Below are 15,041 nucleotides of genomic sequence, written 5' to 3'. Positions count from 1 at the left end.
GACGCGCTCGGCGCGGCCGTCGGCGCCTCGCGCGCCGCCGTGGACGCCGGCTGGTACCCGCACAGCAACCAGGTCGGCCAGACCGGCAAGCAGGTGTCCCCGCAGCTCTACATCGCGGCGGGTATCTCGGGCGCCATCCAGCACCGGGCCGGCATGCAGACCTCGAAGACCATCGTGGCCGTCAACAAGGACCCGGAGGCCCCGATCTTCGAGCTGGTCGACTACGGCGTGGTCGGCGACCTCTTCGCCGTCCTGCCCCAGCTCACCGCCGAGGTGAAGGCCCGCAAGGGCTGACCCGCCCCGGCCCGTACGACGGAGGGCGCACCCGGGAGACTTCCGGGTGCGCCCTCCGTCGTGACCTGCGGGTGTCCGGGCCCGGCGGCCTGCGGACCGGGCGGTGCGACGGCCCGTAGAGTCGGCGCACGACCGGCGGCACGGCGCCACACCGCGAGCGAGGGCGAGGGCAGACGCATGACACTGTTGACGGCACTTCACGGCCACTACGGCGATTCGGGCGACGCGCTGAGGATCGACGGGCGGGCGCTCTCCCGCGAGGAGTTGCTCGCCGCGGCGACCGCCGTCGCCGACCGGGTGGCCGGTGCCCCCGCGGTGGCGGTGCACGCCCGGCCCACCGCCGAGACCGTCGTCGCCGTGGTCGGCGGGCTGCTGGCCGGCGTACCCGTGGTGCCGCTGCCGCCCGACTCCGGGCCCAAGGAGCGCGCGCACATCCTCCGTGACTCGGGCGCCGCCCTGCTCGCGCACGCCGCCGGGGACGACGTGCCGTCGGCCGCCGGAACGGACGCGCTGCCGGTGGACCTGACGGAGCGTTCCGCCACCACGTACGCCGAGCCCGCCGCGGACGCCACCGCGTTCGTGCTCTACACCTCGGGCACCACCGGAGCGCCGAAGGGGGCGATGATCCGCCGCGCCGCCGTCGCCGCCGATCTGGACGCGCTCGCCGCCGCGTGGCGGTGGACCGCCGAGGACACGCTGGCGCACGGCCTGCCGCTGTTCCATGTGCACGGTCTGGTGCTCGGCGTCCTCGGCGCCCTGCGCACCGGCAGCCGGCTGGTCCACACCGGACGGCCCACCCCGGCCGGGTACGCGGCCTCCGGCGGCAGCCTGTTCTTCGGGGTGCCGACGGTCTGGTCCCGGCTCGCCGCCGACCCGGAGGCGGCCGGGCGCCTGGCCTCGGCCCGGCTGCTGGTCTCCGGCAGCGCTCCGCTGCCCGTCCCGGTCTTCGAGAAGCTCGCCGCGCTGACCGGCCATGCCCCGGTCGAGCGGTACGGGATGACCGAGACGCTGATCACCGTCAGCACCCGGGCGGACGGCGAGCGCCGCCCCGGCAGCGTCGGCCTGCCGCTGGAGGGCGTCCGGACCAGGCTGGTCGGCGAGGACGGCGGGCCCGTTCCGTCCGACGGCGAGAGCGTCGGCGAGCTGCAGGTGGCCGGCCCGACCCTGTTCTCCGGGTACCTCGACCGGCCGGACGCCAACGCGGAGTCCTGGACGGCGGACGGCTGGTTCCGCACCGGGGACGTCGCGGTGATCGGTGAGGACGGCTTCCACCGGATCGTCGGCCGGGCCTCGGTGGACCTCATCAAGAGCGGCGGCTACCGGATCGGCGCGGGTGAGGTGGAGGCCGCCCTCCGTGACCACCCGGCGGTCGTGGACGCCGCCGTGGTCGGCGCGCCCGACGAGGACCTCGGCCAGGCGGTGGTCGCCTACGTCATCCCGGACGGTGCGGTGACGGGGGAACAGCTGACGGCCTTTGTGGCCGAGCGGCTCTCGGTGCACAAGCGGCCCCGGCGGGTGGTGCTGGTGGCCGACCTGCCCAGGAACGCCATGGGAAAGGTGCTGAAGAAGCAGCTGCTGGCGGAGTCGGCGCAAGGGTGACGGGAAGTCACCCGCTGACGGTCACTCATCTTCCGTGAACCCCTTTGGCCCACTCCACTGCGCACCGTGAGCGAACGTGTGCTTAACGTGACACGCAGGCAGAACTGAATCACTGGGCGACACGCCGCGGCTTCCGGCCGCAGGGCCGGAAGCCGCGGCATGTCGCCCGGAGAGCGTTCGCACCCCGGTGGGGCCGCTCGCTGGATCAGTCGTGTTCCGTAAGGCTCAGCGAAGCTCAGCAAAGGAAGACAGACAGGATGACGACCGTCAACACCGGCGCACCGGGCATCACCGGCGATCCGACCGGGCAGCCCGTAGCCACCAACGACCAGCGGGCAGCGGCCCGTTCCGCCCGGACCTCCCGGGCGGCGCGGGTCCGGCGGGGGATGGCCTCGGTGGCCGTGATCGCGGCCGGAGCCGGCGTGCTCGGCCTCGGGACCGGGGTGGGCAGCGCGGCTGCCGACCCGGCACCGGCCCATGCGGGCTGGGACGGCTCGCGGTACTGGTTCAAGAACAGTCAGGGCCAGTGGCGCTGGACCACCCACGCCGACGTCTACCAGGCCAGGACGGGCGGCTCCGGCTCCGGCTCCAGTTCCGGCTCCGGCGGTTCCTCGTCCGGCGCGACCACGGCCGGCTCCTCGTCCGGGGGGATCACCCAGGGCTGGGACGGCTCGCGGTACTGGTTCAAGAACAGTCAGGGCCAGTGGCGCTGGACCACCCACGCCGACGTCTACCAGGCCAGGACCGGAGGTGGCGGCTCCTCCTCGGGCTCCACCGGTCCGGCCGACTCGGCCCCGGCTCCGTCGGGGGCGCCGACGACTTCGGCCCCGGCGGCGAACGGGGACGTGGAGGCGGCCGTGCAGTACGCGCTCGCGCAGGTGGGAAAGCCGTTCAGGACGGGCGGAAACGGTCCGGACGGCTACGACTGCTCCGGCCTGGTGCAGCAGGCGTTCCGGCACGGCGGCATCTCCCTGCCCCGGGTGGCCAACGACCAGTACGCGGCGACCACCCCGGTCCGCGCCGGCCAGTTGCAGCGGGGCGACCTGCTCTACTGGTCCGACGACGGCAGCGCGCGGGGCATCCACCACACGGCGATCTATCTCGGCGACAACCAGTACGTGGAGGCCGCCCGGCCCGGAACCAAGGTCCGGGTGTCCCGGATCAGCAGCGGCTACTACCCCACCCACATGGGCCGCCCCTGAGGCGTGTGTCCGGTGTGATGCCAGTGCCCGGGCCGCTCGGTCCGGGCACCGGCGTGTCACGGGGCGGGGGCGTGCGGGGTGTCCCGTGCGCTGGGCGTGTGGGGTGTGGTGGGAGCGCGCAGATTGGTGCAAGCGCCTATCGGGGTGGCGGCGGCCGGTGGGACTGTAGGACTTTGGGCGGGCGGGCCGGTTCTCCTGACGTCGGGAGCCGCCGTACCGACCGGTCCGCCTGGTCGAACCGCGAGGCATCTGGCCAGGGCACATGCCCCTGTCAAGGGCGGGGCGGACCGTGCGGGCCAGGCCCGGCGGGGAGGCATGGGGACCGGCGCGGCGGGGGTACCACCTCGGGTGGCGCTGGTTCGGCTGACGGGGGCGCCGCCCGGTGTGAACCGCACGGGGCGAAGTCGAGGGCAGGGGACGTTGTGATCGTCTGGGTTAATGGCACGTTCGGGGCGGGCAAGACGAGTGCCTGCCGCGAGTTGGTGGAACTGCTGCCCGGCAGCACGCTGTTCGATCCCGAGCTGGTGGGGGCCGGCCTGCGCGGGATGCTGCCAGCGGACCGGCTGGCGGCGGTCTCCGACTTCCAGGACCTGCCGGCCTGGCGCCGGCTCGTCCCCGAGACGGCGGCCGCACTGCTCGGCGAGGTGCCGGGCCCGCTGGTCGTCCCGATGACCCTGCTCAGGGAGGACTACCGGGACGAGATCTTCGGCGGGCTCGCCTCCCACGGCATCGCGGTGCACCATCTCGTCCTGGACCCTGGAGAAACGATCCTGCGCGAGCGCATAGCCCAGCGCGAGGAGTGCCCCGGCGACCCGGAGCGCAGCGCGCTGGTCCGGCGCTGGTGTCTGGAGCACCTGCCCCGCTACCGCGCCGCCCGGCGCTGGCTCGGCCGGGACGCCCGGCTGCTCGACACCGGCGGCCTCACCCCGCGCGAGACCGCCGTCCGGCTCGCCGCCCTCGTCCAGGACGGTTCGGCCCGCTGCCCCATCGCCCAGACCCCCGACGCGACCGGCGACACCGTGGCCGCCGCCGTGCTGTTCTTCGACGAGCAGGACCGGGTCCTGCTCGTCGACCCGGTGTACAAGCCGGACTGGGAGTTCCCCGGCGGGGTGGTCGAACGCGGTGAGGCGCCGACCGACGCCGCCCTCCGGGAGACCGCCGAGGAGCTGGGCCTGCGCCTCGACCCGTCCGTGCTGCGCCTGCTCGCCGTGGACTGGGAGCCGCGCACCGGCCCCCGCCGCGGCGGCCTGCGCCTCGTGTACGACGGCGGCCTGCTGGACGCCACCGCCCGTCAGGGGCTGCTGCTCCAGCAGGAGGAACTGCGCGGCTGGCGCTTCGTCAGCCTGGAGGAGGCCGCCGGCCTGCTGCCCCCGGGCCGGTACCGGCGGCTCGCCGCCGCGCTGGACGCCCGCCGCTGCGGCGAACTGCGCTATCTGGAGGCCGGACGGCGGGCCGGGCTCGGCCTGGCCCGGGCGGCCGACGCGGCGTAAGGGGTGTTTCCGGCAGGTCGCGCCGGGCGGGCGCGTCGTCGGACACACCCCGGCGGAGCCGGCGGCGGGAGGATGAGGGCATGCCGTTCACCCTGAGCCACCCGGCCGCCGTCCTGCCCCTGCTGCGCGTGGCGGGGGAGCGCGGGCCGCTGGTGGCGTCGGCGCTGGTCGCCGGGTCTATGGCGCCCGACGTGCCGTTCTTCGCGGAGTCGCTGTTCCCCGGGGTCTACGGTCGGGGCCGGCTGACGCACCGCTGGTGGGCGGTGCTGACGGTGGACGTGGCGATCGCGGGAACGGTGAACGGCCCCGGCCGGAGCGGGAGTCCGCGTAGCGGCGACCGGCCGGGGGCGGGAGGGGTCAGACCGACCGCAGTTCGGCGTAGCGGCGGAGGAAGAGCGCCTCGGTCAGGGCCATCCGCTCCAGCTCCCGCGGATCGACGCTCTCGTTGACGGCGTGGATCTGGGTGGTCGGCTCCTCGACGCCGATGAGCACGATCTCGGCCTGCGGGTACAGCGAGCGCAGGGTGTTGCAGAGCGGGATCGACCCGCCCTCGCCGGAGGCGACCATCGGGGTGCCGAACGCCTCCGCCATCGCCTCGCCCATCGCCTCGTACGCCGGGCCGGTGGTGTCCGCGCTGAACGGGGCGCCGTTGCCCTGCCGTTCGATCCGGATCCGGGCGCCGAACGGGACCTGCGCCTCCAGATGGGCGACCAGCGCGTCCTGGGCGGCGGCGGTGTCGGTGCCCGGCGGCACCCGCAGGCTGACCAGGGCCTTGGCGGCGGCCTGGACGGAGGAGGTGGCCCCGATCACCGGCGGGGCGTCGATGCCGAGGACGGTGACGGCCGGGCGGGCCCAGAGCCGGTCGGCGACGGTACCGGTGCCGGTCAGCGCGACGCCGTCCAGCACCTTGGCGTCGGCGCGGAACTGCTCGTCGGGGTACTGCACGCCGGACCAGGTCTGGTCCCGGGTCAGGCCGGCCACCGCGACGTCGCCGTGCTCGTCGTGCAGCGAGGCCAGCACCTTGACCAGGGCCTGGAGGGCGTCCGGGGCGGCACCGCCGAAGGCGCCGGAGTGCAGGTTGCCGCCCAGCGTGGTGATCGCGACCTCGACGACCGTCATACCGCGCAGCGAGGCGGTGACGGTGGGCAGGCCGGCGGCGAAGTTGCCGGTGTCGCCGATGACGATGACGTCGGCGGTGAGCAGCTCGGGGTGCGCCTCGGCGTACCGCTCCAGGCCGCCGGTGCCCTGTTCCTCCGAGCCCTCGACGATGATCTTCAGCCCGACCGGGTAGCCGTCGCCGTACACCTGGCGCAGCGCCCGGAGCGCCGTCAGGTGCATCAGGATGTTGCCCTTGCAGTCGGCCGCGCCGCGCCCGTACCAGCGGCCGTCGCGCTCGGTCAGTTCGAAGGCGGGGCTGAGCCAGGCGTCCTCGTCGAGCGGCGGCTGCACGTCGTAGTGCGAGTACAGCAGGACGGTCGGCGCGCCCTCGGGGCCGGACAGTTCGGCGTAGACGGACTGGGTGCCGTCGGGGGTGTCCAGCAGCCGCACGTTCGTCAGGCCCTCGGCGGTGAAGGCGTCGGCGACCCAGCGGGCGGCCCGCTCGCACTCCTCGACGGGGAACTGCCGCGGGTCGGCGACCGAGCGGAAGGCGACCAGTTCGGCGAGGTCGGTGCGGGCACGGTCCATCAGGGACCGGACGGCGTCGGCCAGGGGCTGCTGTGGCATCGGGGTGCTCCGAGGGTGGCTGGTCCGTCCGAGGGGTGGTCCGGGCGGACGGCGACGGCTGGGGGTACCGCCGATCATAGGCGGAGTCGAACGGACGCCCGGGAGGATCCTCCGGGGTTCGGGGCGGCGCGGCGACCGGCGGTCGGGGGGACGCATAGGATTGCTCGACGTGACTGACTCCGGAAGCTCCGATTCCCGTAGCCCGCTCGACGCCGAGGCGTCCGGACAGCCGTCCGAGGCACTGCCGTCCGAGCCGCGTCAACCCGAGCGGCAGCCGGCCGCTCAGCCGGCCGAACAGGCGGCCGTGGAGACGCCCGAGACGCCGCGGCCCGGGTCCGGCGGCCCGCTCGACGGCGTCTGGGACGTCGTCGTGGTCGGCGCCGGACCGGCCGGAGCGTCGGCCGCGCATGCCGCCGCCGCCCAGGGCCGCCGCGTCCTGCTGCTCGACAAGGCCGAGCACCCCCGTTACAAGACCTGCGGCGGCGGCATCATCGGCCCCTCCCGCGACAGCCTGCCGCCGGACTTCCGGCTGCCGCTGCAGGACCGCGTGCACGCCGTCACCTTCGCGTACGACGGCCGGTTCACCCGGACGCGGCGCTCCAGGCGGATGCTGTTCGGGCTGGTCAACCGGGACGAGTTCGACCTGCGCCTGGTGCAGGCGGCGAAGCAGGCGGGCGCGGTGCTGGTCACCGGAGTGACCGTCACCGGCGTGGAGCAGCGCGGCGGCGAGCACCGGACGGCCGTCGTCACCGCAGCCGACGGGCGCACCTTCGAGGCGCGCGCGGTGGTCGGGGCGGACGGCAGCGCCAGCCGGATCGGCCGGCACGTCGGGGTCTCCTTCGACCAGATCGACCTGGGCCTGGAGGCGGAGATCCCCGTCCCGCCGCAGGTCGCGGAGGACTGGGCGGGCCGGATCCACCTCGACTGGGGCCCGCTGCCCGGCAGTTACGGCTGGGTGTTCCCCAAGACCGGGACGAGCAGCCTGACCGTCGGGGTCATCTCGGCCCGCGGCGACGGCGAGCGCACCAAGCAGTACCTGGCCGACTACATCCGGCGGCTGGGCCTGTCCGGCTTCCCGCCGAGCGTGGAGTCCGGGCACCTGACGCGCTGCCGGGCCGAGGACTCGCCGCTCTCCCGCGGCCGGGTGCTGGTGGCCGGGGACGCCGCCGGGCTGCTGGAGCCGTGGACCCGTGAGGGCATCTCGTACGCGCTGCGCTCGGGCCGGCTGGCCGGCGAGTGGGCGGTGAAGGTCGCCGAGGCGGGCAACGCCGGGGAGGTGCGGCGCGAGGGGCTGAACTACGCCTTCGCCATCAAGGCCGGGCTGGGCGTGGAGATGCGGGCCGGCAAGCAGATGCTGGCCGCGTTCGAGCGCCGCCCGTACCTGTTCCACGCCGCCGTCTGCCTGGTCAGCCCGGCCTGGCGGGCCTTCGCCCGTACGACCCAGGGGCACACCACCTTCGCCCAGGTGCTGCGTCAGTACCGCGTGGCCCGGCGGCTGACCTCGCTGGCCTCCCGGTAGCGGGCCCACCGGGTACGAGGCACCGGGGTGCCGCCGGGGCGGGCGCTGGTCGCGCCCGCCCCGGTGGCTCCGGTCACTTGAGCCCGGTGTCCAGCGCCGTGATGAGGGCGCCGTTCGGGGTGTCGCCGGACATCTCCCAGATCATGCTGCCGAGCAGGTTCTTCGACTTCAGGTAGGCCGTCTTCTGGGCGATCGACCAGGTGTCGTCGAAGGTCCACCACTGGCCGCCGGGGCCGGTGTAGCCGTAGGTCGAGATGGACTGCGGGTCGTGGTAGACGGTGAGGTTGGGGAAGGTGGTGATGAGGTTGTTGTACCCGCGGGTGCCGGCCTCCTCGGCGAACTGTCCGGGCGCCGCGCCGGTCGCGGTCTGCCACTCGCCCGCCGCGCCGCCGTCCGCCACGCCCTGCCAGCCGCGGCCGTAGAACGGGAAGCCGATGGTGAGCTTGCGCGGGTTGACCCCGGCGCCCAGGTAGGCCTGGACGGCCGCGTCCACGCTGAAGTGGAAGTTGTACGGGTCCTGGGTGTCCGCGTAGAGGTTGGCCTGGTGGCCGGTGCGGTTCGGCTCCCACGAGTTGTCGCTGCCGGCGCCGTGGAAGTCGTAGCCCTGGACGTTGGCGATGTCCAGGTAGTTGAAGATCTTCGAGAGGTCCCAGCCCTGGTTGATCTTGACCGGGTCGGCCGGGGTGAAGGCGGTCAGCAGCTTGTGCGAGCCGCCGAGCGCGTCGAGCTGCTTGCGGAACTCGGCGAGCAGCAGGGTGAGGTTGTCCTTGTCGTTGGCGCTGTAGTGGTTGCCGGGGTGGCCGTCGCCGGAGCCGGGCCACTCCCAGTCGAGGTCGATGCCGTCGAAGATCCCGGCCGCCACGCCGTCACCGCCGGCGCCGTTGTAGACCGGCAGGTTGCCCTTGATCCAGGTGTCGATGCAGGACTTGACGAGCTTCTGCCGGGAGGCGTCGGTGGCGGCCGCGTCCGAGAAGTACTTGGAGTACGTCCAGCCGCCGAGCGAGACGACCACCTTCAGGTTGGGGTACTTGGCCTTGAGCTTCTTCAACTGGTTGAGGTTGCCGCGGAGTTTGCCCCAGCCGTCGTCGGCCACGCCGTCCACCGACTGGGCGGCGCTCATCGGGCGGGCGTAGTCGGCGTCGGCGTCGCCCGCGCCGGTGCCCTGGTCCGGGTCCTGCGGGTTGGAGGTGGTACCCCTGGTGACGCCGGCCAGGCAGGTCAGATTGACCGGATCGATGTTCTCGAAGGCGTAGTTGATGACGTCGAGCTTGGCCGCGCTGCCCGAGGTGTCGAGGTTCTTGACGAAGTACTGGCGGCCGTAGATGCCCCACTGGGTGAAGTAGCCGACCCGGGCGTACTTTCCGGCCCCGACCAGGTCGGCGGTGGTGACGGAGAGCGGCGCCGAGGCGGGCGAGGCGTTGTCGGCGCCGTCGCGGGCCTTGACGGTGAAGGTGTAGGCGGTGGACGGGGAGAGGCCGCCCACATTGGCGGTCAGCGTGGACCCGGTGACGGTCTTGACCAGGGTGGCGCCCTGGTAGACGTCGTACGCGGCCACCCGCACGTTGTCGGTGGCGGCGTTCCAGGCGAGCGTCACGTCGGACGAACCCACCGCCGTGGTGCGGAGGTTGGTGGGCGCGGTGGGCGGCACCGGGTCGGTGGCCGGGTCGAAGGTGGAGGCCGTGACGGACGCGCTCAGCGGGCCGGTGTTGCCCCGGGTGTCCTTGGCGCGCACGGTCAGGGTGTACGAGGTGGCCGGGGTGAGCCCGGTGACCAGCGCGTCGGTGGTGGTGCTGGTGCCCACCACCGTGCTCCCGTTGAGCACCTCGTAGGACACGACCGGGAAGTCCCCGCCGGTGGCGGCCGGCCAGTGCAGCGCGAGGCTGTGGGCGGTGGAGTCGGTCACCGTCGGGGTGCCGGGCGCGGACGGCAGGACGTCCGAACTCCCGTCGCACTTGTCGCCGTTGATGCGGCAGCCGGTCGGCGTGCCGAGCGGGCCGTTGGCGACGAACCAGAAGCTGTACGGCTCGGTGGTGCCGTGCGCGGGGACGTTCGCGTTGTAGAAGGCGTTGGTGGCGGTGACGTGGCTGCCGTTGGCCGTCGCGGTGCCGTTGTAGCTGTTGGCGATGGTGGCGTCGGCCGGCAGGTCGAACTCCAGGGTCCAGCCGGAGACGGCGGCGGTGTTGTCGTTGTGGACGACGTAAGTGCCCTGCCACCAGGAGCCGTTGTTGACGGTGGTGAAGGTGGCGGTGAGCTTTCCGGCGGCGTTCGCAGGGGTGGCCAGCACGGTGAGCGCGGCCAGCGGGAGGAGCAGGGCGGAGAGCAGCGTCAGCAGTCTGCTGCGCGCTCGCGGGCGGTGTGCCCGGGGTCGAGCGGACATGGTTCTCCCTGTGGCTGTGGGGGTTGGACAGGGTGACGTAGAACCGTACGGGTGGTGCGTGGCCGATCGGTGCCCGCGCCGTGGGGAGACGGGGGCATGGGCACTGTAGGAGGACTGGACCAATGCGTCAACAGGTCTGTACCAATGGCGAGTTGATCAACCGGATCGGGGGTTTGGGCCGAGGGCTTGGGTCGGCGGTCCGGCAGGATCCGTGCGGCGCACCTCAGGCGCGCCGGGGGCCGCCGGTCAGCTCGTCGCCGAGCGGGCTGCGGGAGTAGAGCACCGAACGGCCGTGCCGGGCCCTGGTCACCAGGCCGGTGTCGGACAGCACGGCCAGGTGCTGGCTGACGGCGCCCGGGGTGACGCCCAGCCGGTAGGCGAGGTCGGTGGTCGAGGCCGGTTCGGCGAGCAGGGCCAGCAGCCGGGCCTTCGGCGCGCCGAGCAGCAGCTCCAGCGCGCGCGGGGTGACGGGGGCGGTCGGCCCGGCCATGCCGGCCTGGCCGCGGGCCGGGTAACTGATCTGCGGCGGAAGGTCGTTGTCGATCATCGTGATCGCACCGCGGGCGAAGAAGGTCGGGACGAGGACCAGCCCGCGACCGTCCACCGTGATCTCGCCGTCCCAGTCCGTCCAGCGGCGGTTGATCGACAGCACACCGTCCTCCCAGCGCAGCCGGTGGTCCAGGTCGGCGAAGAGCGCCGCCGCGCCGTGCTGGGCCAGCAGCCGCGCCCGGTACACCAGGTCCGCCTCGAGCACCGCACGCGCCTGCGGCCACCAGGAGGGCGCCAGGCAGACCTCCCAGTACTCCTCCAGCCCGTCCGCGATCCGGGCCAGCAGCCGCGCCGGATCGGCCAGCCCGGCCGACAGGACGGCGGGCAGCGGTCGGCCGTGCGGCAGGAAGACCTGCTCCAGCTCGGGGCGCAGCCGCTCGGGCGGCAACGCGCGGACGACGGCCAGTTCGGTGCGGAAGTCCGGGGCGGGGGAGGCCGGTCGGGGCGTCAGGAAGTCGGGGATCCAGCGGTTCGCGCCCACCAGCGAGAGCAGCAGCGTCGAGTCCAGCCGGGCGAAGGCGGGGCGCAGCCGCTCGAAGGCGGACGACTGGAGCGCGTAGAAGCCCGGGTGGGTCCACATCCGCAGGCTGAGCGCGGCCTCCTGGATCGGCGAGCAGGCGAACCAGGTGGTGGCGAGGTCGGACAGCCCGAGCCTGAACCGGTGCACCTGTCCGCCCCCCGTCGTCGCCGTCCTTTTAGCCAGAGCCTAAATCAGTACTGTGCGGGAGCGGGAGGCGGTGGGATCGAGGACATGACCACCTCACCGGCGGAGACCTCCGCACGCGGCTCCGACCTGCCCGAAACCGGACCGGCCAGGACATCACGACTGCTGCACCCCGATCCGGCGGTGCGCAGGCTCGCCGGTATCACCCTCGTGAACACCCTCGGCAACGGCCTCTCGCTCGCCGTCGGCGTGCTCTTCTTCACCCGCGTCCTCGGGCTGAGCGCCGCCCGGCTCGGCTTCGGGCTCACCGTCGCCGGTCTGTGCGGGGTCGCCGCCAGCATGCCGGCCGGGCGGGCCGCGGACCGCTGGGGCGCGCGGCGGGTGCTGGTGCTGCTGGTCGCGCTGGAGGCCGTCGGCACCGCCGGGTACGCGCTGGTGCACAGCTATCCGGCCTTCGTCGCGCTGGCCTGTGCGGTCACCGCCGTCGACCGGGGGTCCGCCGCGGTGCGCAACGCCCTCTACGCCGAAGTGCTGCCCGCCGACCGCCGGGTGGCGGGCCGGGCCTACCTCAGGGTGGTGACCAACGCCGGCCTGTGCGGCGGTACGGCGCTCGGCGCGATCGCTCTCCAGGCGGATACCCGGCCGGTCTATCTGACGGCGATTCTGGCCGACGCCGTCTCCTTCGCGGTCGTCGCCGTGCTGTACCTGCGGCTCCCGGCCCCCGCCCCGGGACGGCACGAGCGGCCCGGCCGGCCCGGGCGGCAGCGCAACCCGGCCCTGCGGGACGGGCCGTTCCTGGTGGTGACGGCGCTGAACTCGCTGTTCTGCCTCCAGTTCGCGCTGCTGGAGGTCGGCGTGCCGCTCTGGATCGTCCAGCAGACCGACGCGCCCCGGATCACCGTGGCGGGCACCCTGATCGTCAACACCCTGCTGGTGATCGCCCTCCAGGTCCGGGCCACCCGGGGCACCGAGGACCCGGCGACGGCCGCCCGGGTCTGCGGCCGGGCGGGTCTGATCCTCGCCGCCTCCTGCGTGGTGATCGGCCTCGCCCACGGACTGCCCCCGGTCGTCGCGGCCGTGGTGGTGCTCGTCGGGGTGGCGCTGCAGGCGCTCGGCGAGGTGCTGAGCCAGGCCGGTGGCTGGGCGCTCAGTTACGACCTGGCCGACGAACGCGCCCACGGCGCCTACCAGGGGGTCCACAACGCGGGCAGCGCCGCCTCGCTGATGATCGGCCCGGCCGTGGTCAGCACCGCCGTGATCGGGTTCGGCCTGCTCGGCTGGGCCGCGCTCGGTGTGCTGCTGGCCGGCGCGGGACTGGCCATGGGCCCCGCCGTCCGGTGGGCCGGGCGGCGGGGCGCGATCGCGGTCTAATCGGTACGGGCCGGCGCGGGCCGGGCGACCCTAGGCGGGCTCGGGCACCAGGGCGAGGGCCTCGATCTCGATCAGGACCTCGGGCAGGAAAAGCGCCGCCACCTGCATCGCCGAACTGGCCGGCAGCCGGGCCGGGTCCATGCAGGCGTTCCGGGCCTCGCGGATGGCGGAGAGGTACGCGATGTCGGTGACGAAGTAGGTCAGTTTGACGACATCGGTGAAGTCGGCCCCGGCCGCGGCCAGGCAGCGGCGCAGGTTCTCGAAGATCTGCCGGGCCTGCGCCTCCGGGTCGCCCGGGCCGACCAGCCGCCGCTGCTCGTCGAACGCGACCTGGCCGGAGACCGCGACCAGGCGCCCGGTGCCGGTGACGACCTGGGTGTACCCGGTGCCGGGGGCGACCCCGGGCGGCTCGGCGATATGGGTGAGGTGCTGCGGGGTGGTGGTCATGCGGTCATCGTGACCCAGCCGCGATCACCGTTCCACCGGATTTCCCGCCCCTGGCCGGTGCGTGCCCCACCACCGGCCTCCGGTCCGCGGGAGCCCCGGCCGAGGCGGCTCTGGCCGTCGGGCGGGTGGCCGTGTCAGAGTCGTCCGGGCGCCGCCCGAACCACCGGGGACGCCTCGGCAGTCCGACCCACCCTCAGCCGGAAAGCAGGCCCGCACCGATGACCCGCGAAGTACCCTTCGTCCGCGTCACCACCGCCGACGCCGTCACCACCCTGACCCTCGACTCGCCGCACAACCGCAATGCCCTCTCCACCCGCCTGATGGCCGAACTGACCGCCGGCCTGGCGGTCGCGGCGGCCGACCCGGAGGTCCGGGCGGTGGTGCTCGGGCACACCGGCAAGGTGTTCTGCGCGGGCGCCGACCTCTCCGAGGCGACCGGTGCGGACCCGACGGTCGGCCCGCGCGGCCTGGTGGAGCTCCAGCGGGCGATCGTGGACTGCGCGAAGCCGGTGATCGCCGTCGTCGACGGCCACGTCCGGGCCGGCGGCCTCGGCCTGGTCGGCGCCGCCGACCTCGCGCTGGCCGGCCCGGCCGCCACCTTCGCGTTCACCGAGGTCCGGCTCGGTCTCGCGCCCGCCGTCATCTCGCTCCCGCTGCGCCCCAAGCTGGACCCGCGCGCGGCCTCCCGCTACTACCTGACCGGCGAGGTCTTCGACGCCGCCGAGGCCGCCCGGATCGGCCTGATCACCCAGGCGACGGACTCCGCCGAGTCCACCGGCACCGCGCTCACCTCCCTGCTGGACGCCCTGCGGCTGGGCTCGCCGCAGGGCCTCGCGCAGTCCAAGCGGCTGGCCAACGCCGAGGTGGTGCGCTCCTTCGAGCGGGACGCCGACGAACTGGTCGAGCTGTCGGCCCGGCTGTTCGGCTCGGACGAGGCGCAGCAGGGCATGCGGGCGTTCCTGACCAAGCAGCCCGCGCCATGGGCGCGGTGACCGCCCGCCACACCGGGGTTCAGCTCCAGCGGACGGCGGCCGTCTCCCGCCAGAGGTCCAGCAGCGACCGGTCGCCCGAGCGGTCCACCCGTTCGGCCGGCAGCCGGTTCCAGAGCAGCAGGTAGAGCTCGCGGGCCGGACCACTGAGCGTGAGGTCGGCGGGGCCGCCGCCGTCGGCGGGCCCGGCGTCGCCGAGGCGCCGGACGGACAGCGGCTCCTGGCTGATGGTCAGCAGCCAGGAGCCCGGCCCGTCGGTGGCCCGGACCAGCACCGTGCGCGGGTGCTCGCTGCGCACCCGGGCACGGCCGCGGGACATCAGACCGCACAGCAGCTCGTCGATGCCGTCCAGCGCCAGGTCGGTGGCGACCGGCGGGCCGGGCTCCCCGGCGGCGGCGTCGGCGTCGAAGCGGTGCACGGCCGTCTCGTGCGCCTGGCGGCGGGCCCAGAACGCCAGTGGGCCGGGCGCGGGCAGGAAGCTCCAGCAGTCCAGGTCGGCCGGCGCCGCGGCGAGCGCCTCCACCAGGGCGGTGTGGCCCGCCCGGAACCAGTCGACCAGCGCGGCGTCGGACGGTTCCGGCCCCCAGGCGGCGGCCGCGCCGTCGGCGTCCAGCGGTGCCCGGTGACCGTGCACCAGGTAGGCGGTGGCCCAGCGGTGCACCTGGCCGGTGTGCAGGACGAGGTCGCGCAGCCGCCAGTCGGGGCAGGTGGGGACGGGGGCGGCGAGGTCGGTGCGGTCGGCGGCGTCGGCCAGCAGGCCGCCCTCGCGGCGCAGTGCGTCGATGTGCTCGGAGATCTCCATGGTCGACGAGTGT

Annotated in this window: 13 protein-coding genes; 8 read left to right on the top strand and 5 right to left on the bottom strand. The window is 74.2% G+C overall.

The genetic code is table 11. The annotated features are described in order from the left end of the window. The 5 genes from ACIP82_RS33265 to ACIP82_RS33245 form a co-directional block, all read left to right on the top strand. A partial coding sequence (locus ACIP82_RS33265) for an electron transfer flavoprotein subunit alpha/FixB family protein (protein ID WP_400658904.1) occupies window positions 1-294 on the top strand: 294 nt, incomplete at its 5' end. A gap of 177 nt (window positions 295-471) precedes the next feature. Next, window positions 472-1,893, top strand: coding sequence for an acyl-CoA synthetase (locus ACIP82_RS33260; protein WP_400658902.1), 1,422 nt, complete (start codon window positions 472-474; stop codon window positions 1,891-1,893). A 257-nt stretch (window positions 1,894-2,150) separates the two neighbouring features. Then, complete coding sequence (locus ACIP82_RS33255; protein WP_363610541.1) at window positions 2,151-3,095, top strand: C40 family peptidase; 945 nt, start codon at window positions 2,151-2,153, stop codon at window positions 3,093-3,095. Window positions 3,096-3,517: 422 nt separating this feature from the next. Next, the gene (locus tag ACIP82_RS33250; RefSeq protein ID WP_363610543.1) at window positions 3,518-4,585 is read left to right on the top strand and encodes an NUDIX domain-containing protein; all 1,068 of its coding nucleotides are present in this window, start codon (window positions 3,518-3,520) and stop codon (window positions 4,583-4,585) included. Window positions 4,586-4,665: 80 nt separating this feature from the next. After that, window positions 4,666-5,034 (top strand): DUF4184 family protein, encoded by a 369-nt coding sequence (locus ACIP82_RS33245; RefSeq protein WP_400658899.1) that lies wholly within the window; start codon window positions 4,666-4,668, stop codon window positions 5,032-5,034. Here the strand turns inward: ACIP82_RS33245 and ACIP82_RS33240 are convergent. Beyond that, on the bottom strand, window positions 4,943-6,310 hold the full coding sequence (locus ACIP82_RS33240; protein ID WP_363610547.1) for a dipeptidase: 1,368 nt from the start codon (window positions 6,308-6,310) through the stop codon (window positions 4,943-4,945). The genes ACIP82_RS33245 and ACIP82_RS33240 overlap by 92 nt on opposite strands. Before the next feature lie 304 nt (window positions 6,311-6,614). Here ACIP82_RS33240 and ACIP82_RS33235 point away from each other — a divergent pair, with 304 nt between their 5' ends. Beyond that, window positions 6,615-7,829, top strand: a complete 1,215-nt coding sequence (locus tag ACIP82_RS33235; RefSeq protein ID WP_363610659.1) for a geranylgeranyl reductase family protein — start codon at window positions 6,615-6,617, stop codon at window positions 7,827-7,829. 73 nt (window positions 7,830-7,902) lie between these two features. On the opposite strand, the gene ACIP82_RS33230 is transcribed toward ACIP82_RS33235, so the two are convergent. Together ACIP82_RS33230 and ACIP82_RS33225 are read right to left on the bottom strand one after the other, a co-directional pair. Beyond that, the gene (locus tag ACIP82_RS33230) at window positions 7,903-10,206 is read right to left on the bottom strand and encodes a glycosyl hydrolase family 18 protein (RefSeq protein ID WP_400658897.1); all 2,304 of its coding nucleotides are present in this window, start codon (window positions 10,204-10,206) and stop codon (window positions 7,903-7,905) included. Window positions 10,207-10,429: 223 nt separating this feature from the next. Next, a complete protein-coding gene (locus ACIP82_RS33225) occupies window positions 10,430-11,422 on the bottom strand; it encodes an ArsR/SmtB family transcription factor (RefSeq protein ID WP_400658895.1) in 993 nt (330 codons plus the stop codon). Between the two features lie 84 nt (window positions 11,423-11,506). On the opposite strand from ACIP82_RS33225, the gene ACIP82_RS33220 reads away from it, so the two are divergent. Next, window positions 11,507-12,790, top strand: coding sequence for an MFS transporter (locus ACIP82_RS33220; RefSeq protein ID WP_400658893.1), 1,284 nt, complete (start codon window positions 11,507-11,509; stop codon window positions 12,788-12,790). Window positions 12,791-12,820: 30 nt separating this feature from the next. Here the strand turns inward: ACIP82_RS33220 and ACIP82_RS33215 are convergent, their stop codons facing one another. Further along, the gene (locus ACIP82_RS33215) at window positions 12,821-13,237 is read right to left on the bottom strand and encodes a RidA family protein (RefSeq protein WP_400658891.1); all 417 of its coding nucleotides are present in this window, start codon (window positions 13,235-13,237) and stop codon (window positions 12,821-12,823) included. Between the two features lie 218 nt (window positions 13,238-13,455). Here ACIP82_RS33215 and ACIP82_RS33210 point away from each other — a divergent pair, with 218 nt between their 5' ends. Continuing rightward, on the top strand, window positions 13,456-14,229 hold the full coding sequence (locus ACIP82_RS33210) for an enoyl-CoA hydratase family protein (protein ID WP_363610557.1): 774 nt from the start codon (window positions 13,456-13,458) through the stop codon (window positions 14,227-14,229). A 19-nt stretch (window positions 14,230-14,248) separates the two neighbouring features. Here ACIP82_RS33210 and ACIP82_RS33205 read toward each other — a convergent pair whose 3' ends face one another. Next, on the bottom strand, window positions 14,249-15,028 hold the full coding sequence (locus tag ACIP82_RS33205) for a maleylpyruvate isomerase family mycothiol-dependent enzyme (protein ID WP_400658889.1): 780 nt from the start codon (window positions 15,026-15,028) through the stop codon (window positions 14,249-14,251). Window positions 15,029-15,041: the final 13 nt, after the last annotated feature.

This window comes from Kitasatospora sp. NPDC088548 (assembly GCF_044753005.1).
In the GTDB taxonomy this organism is placed as follows: domain Bacteria; phylum Actinomycetota; class Actinomycetes; order Streptomycetales; family Streptomycetaceae; genus Kitasatospora.
The sequence above is the reverse complement of the archived record's forward strand: the minus strand, read 5'-3'. Positions and strand labels throughout refer to the sequence as shown.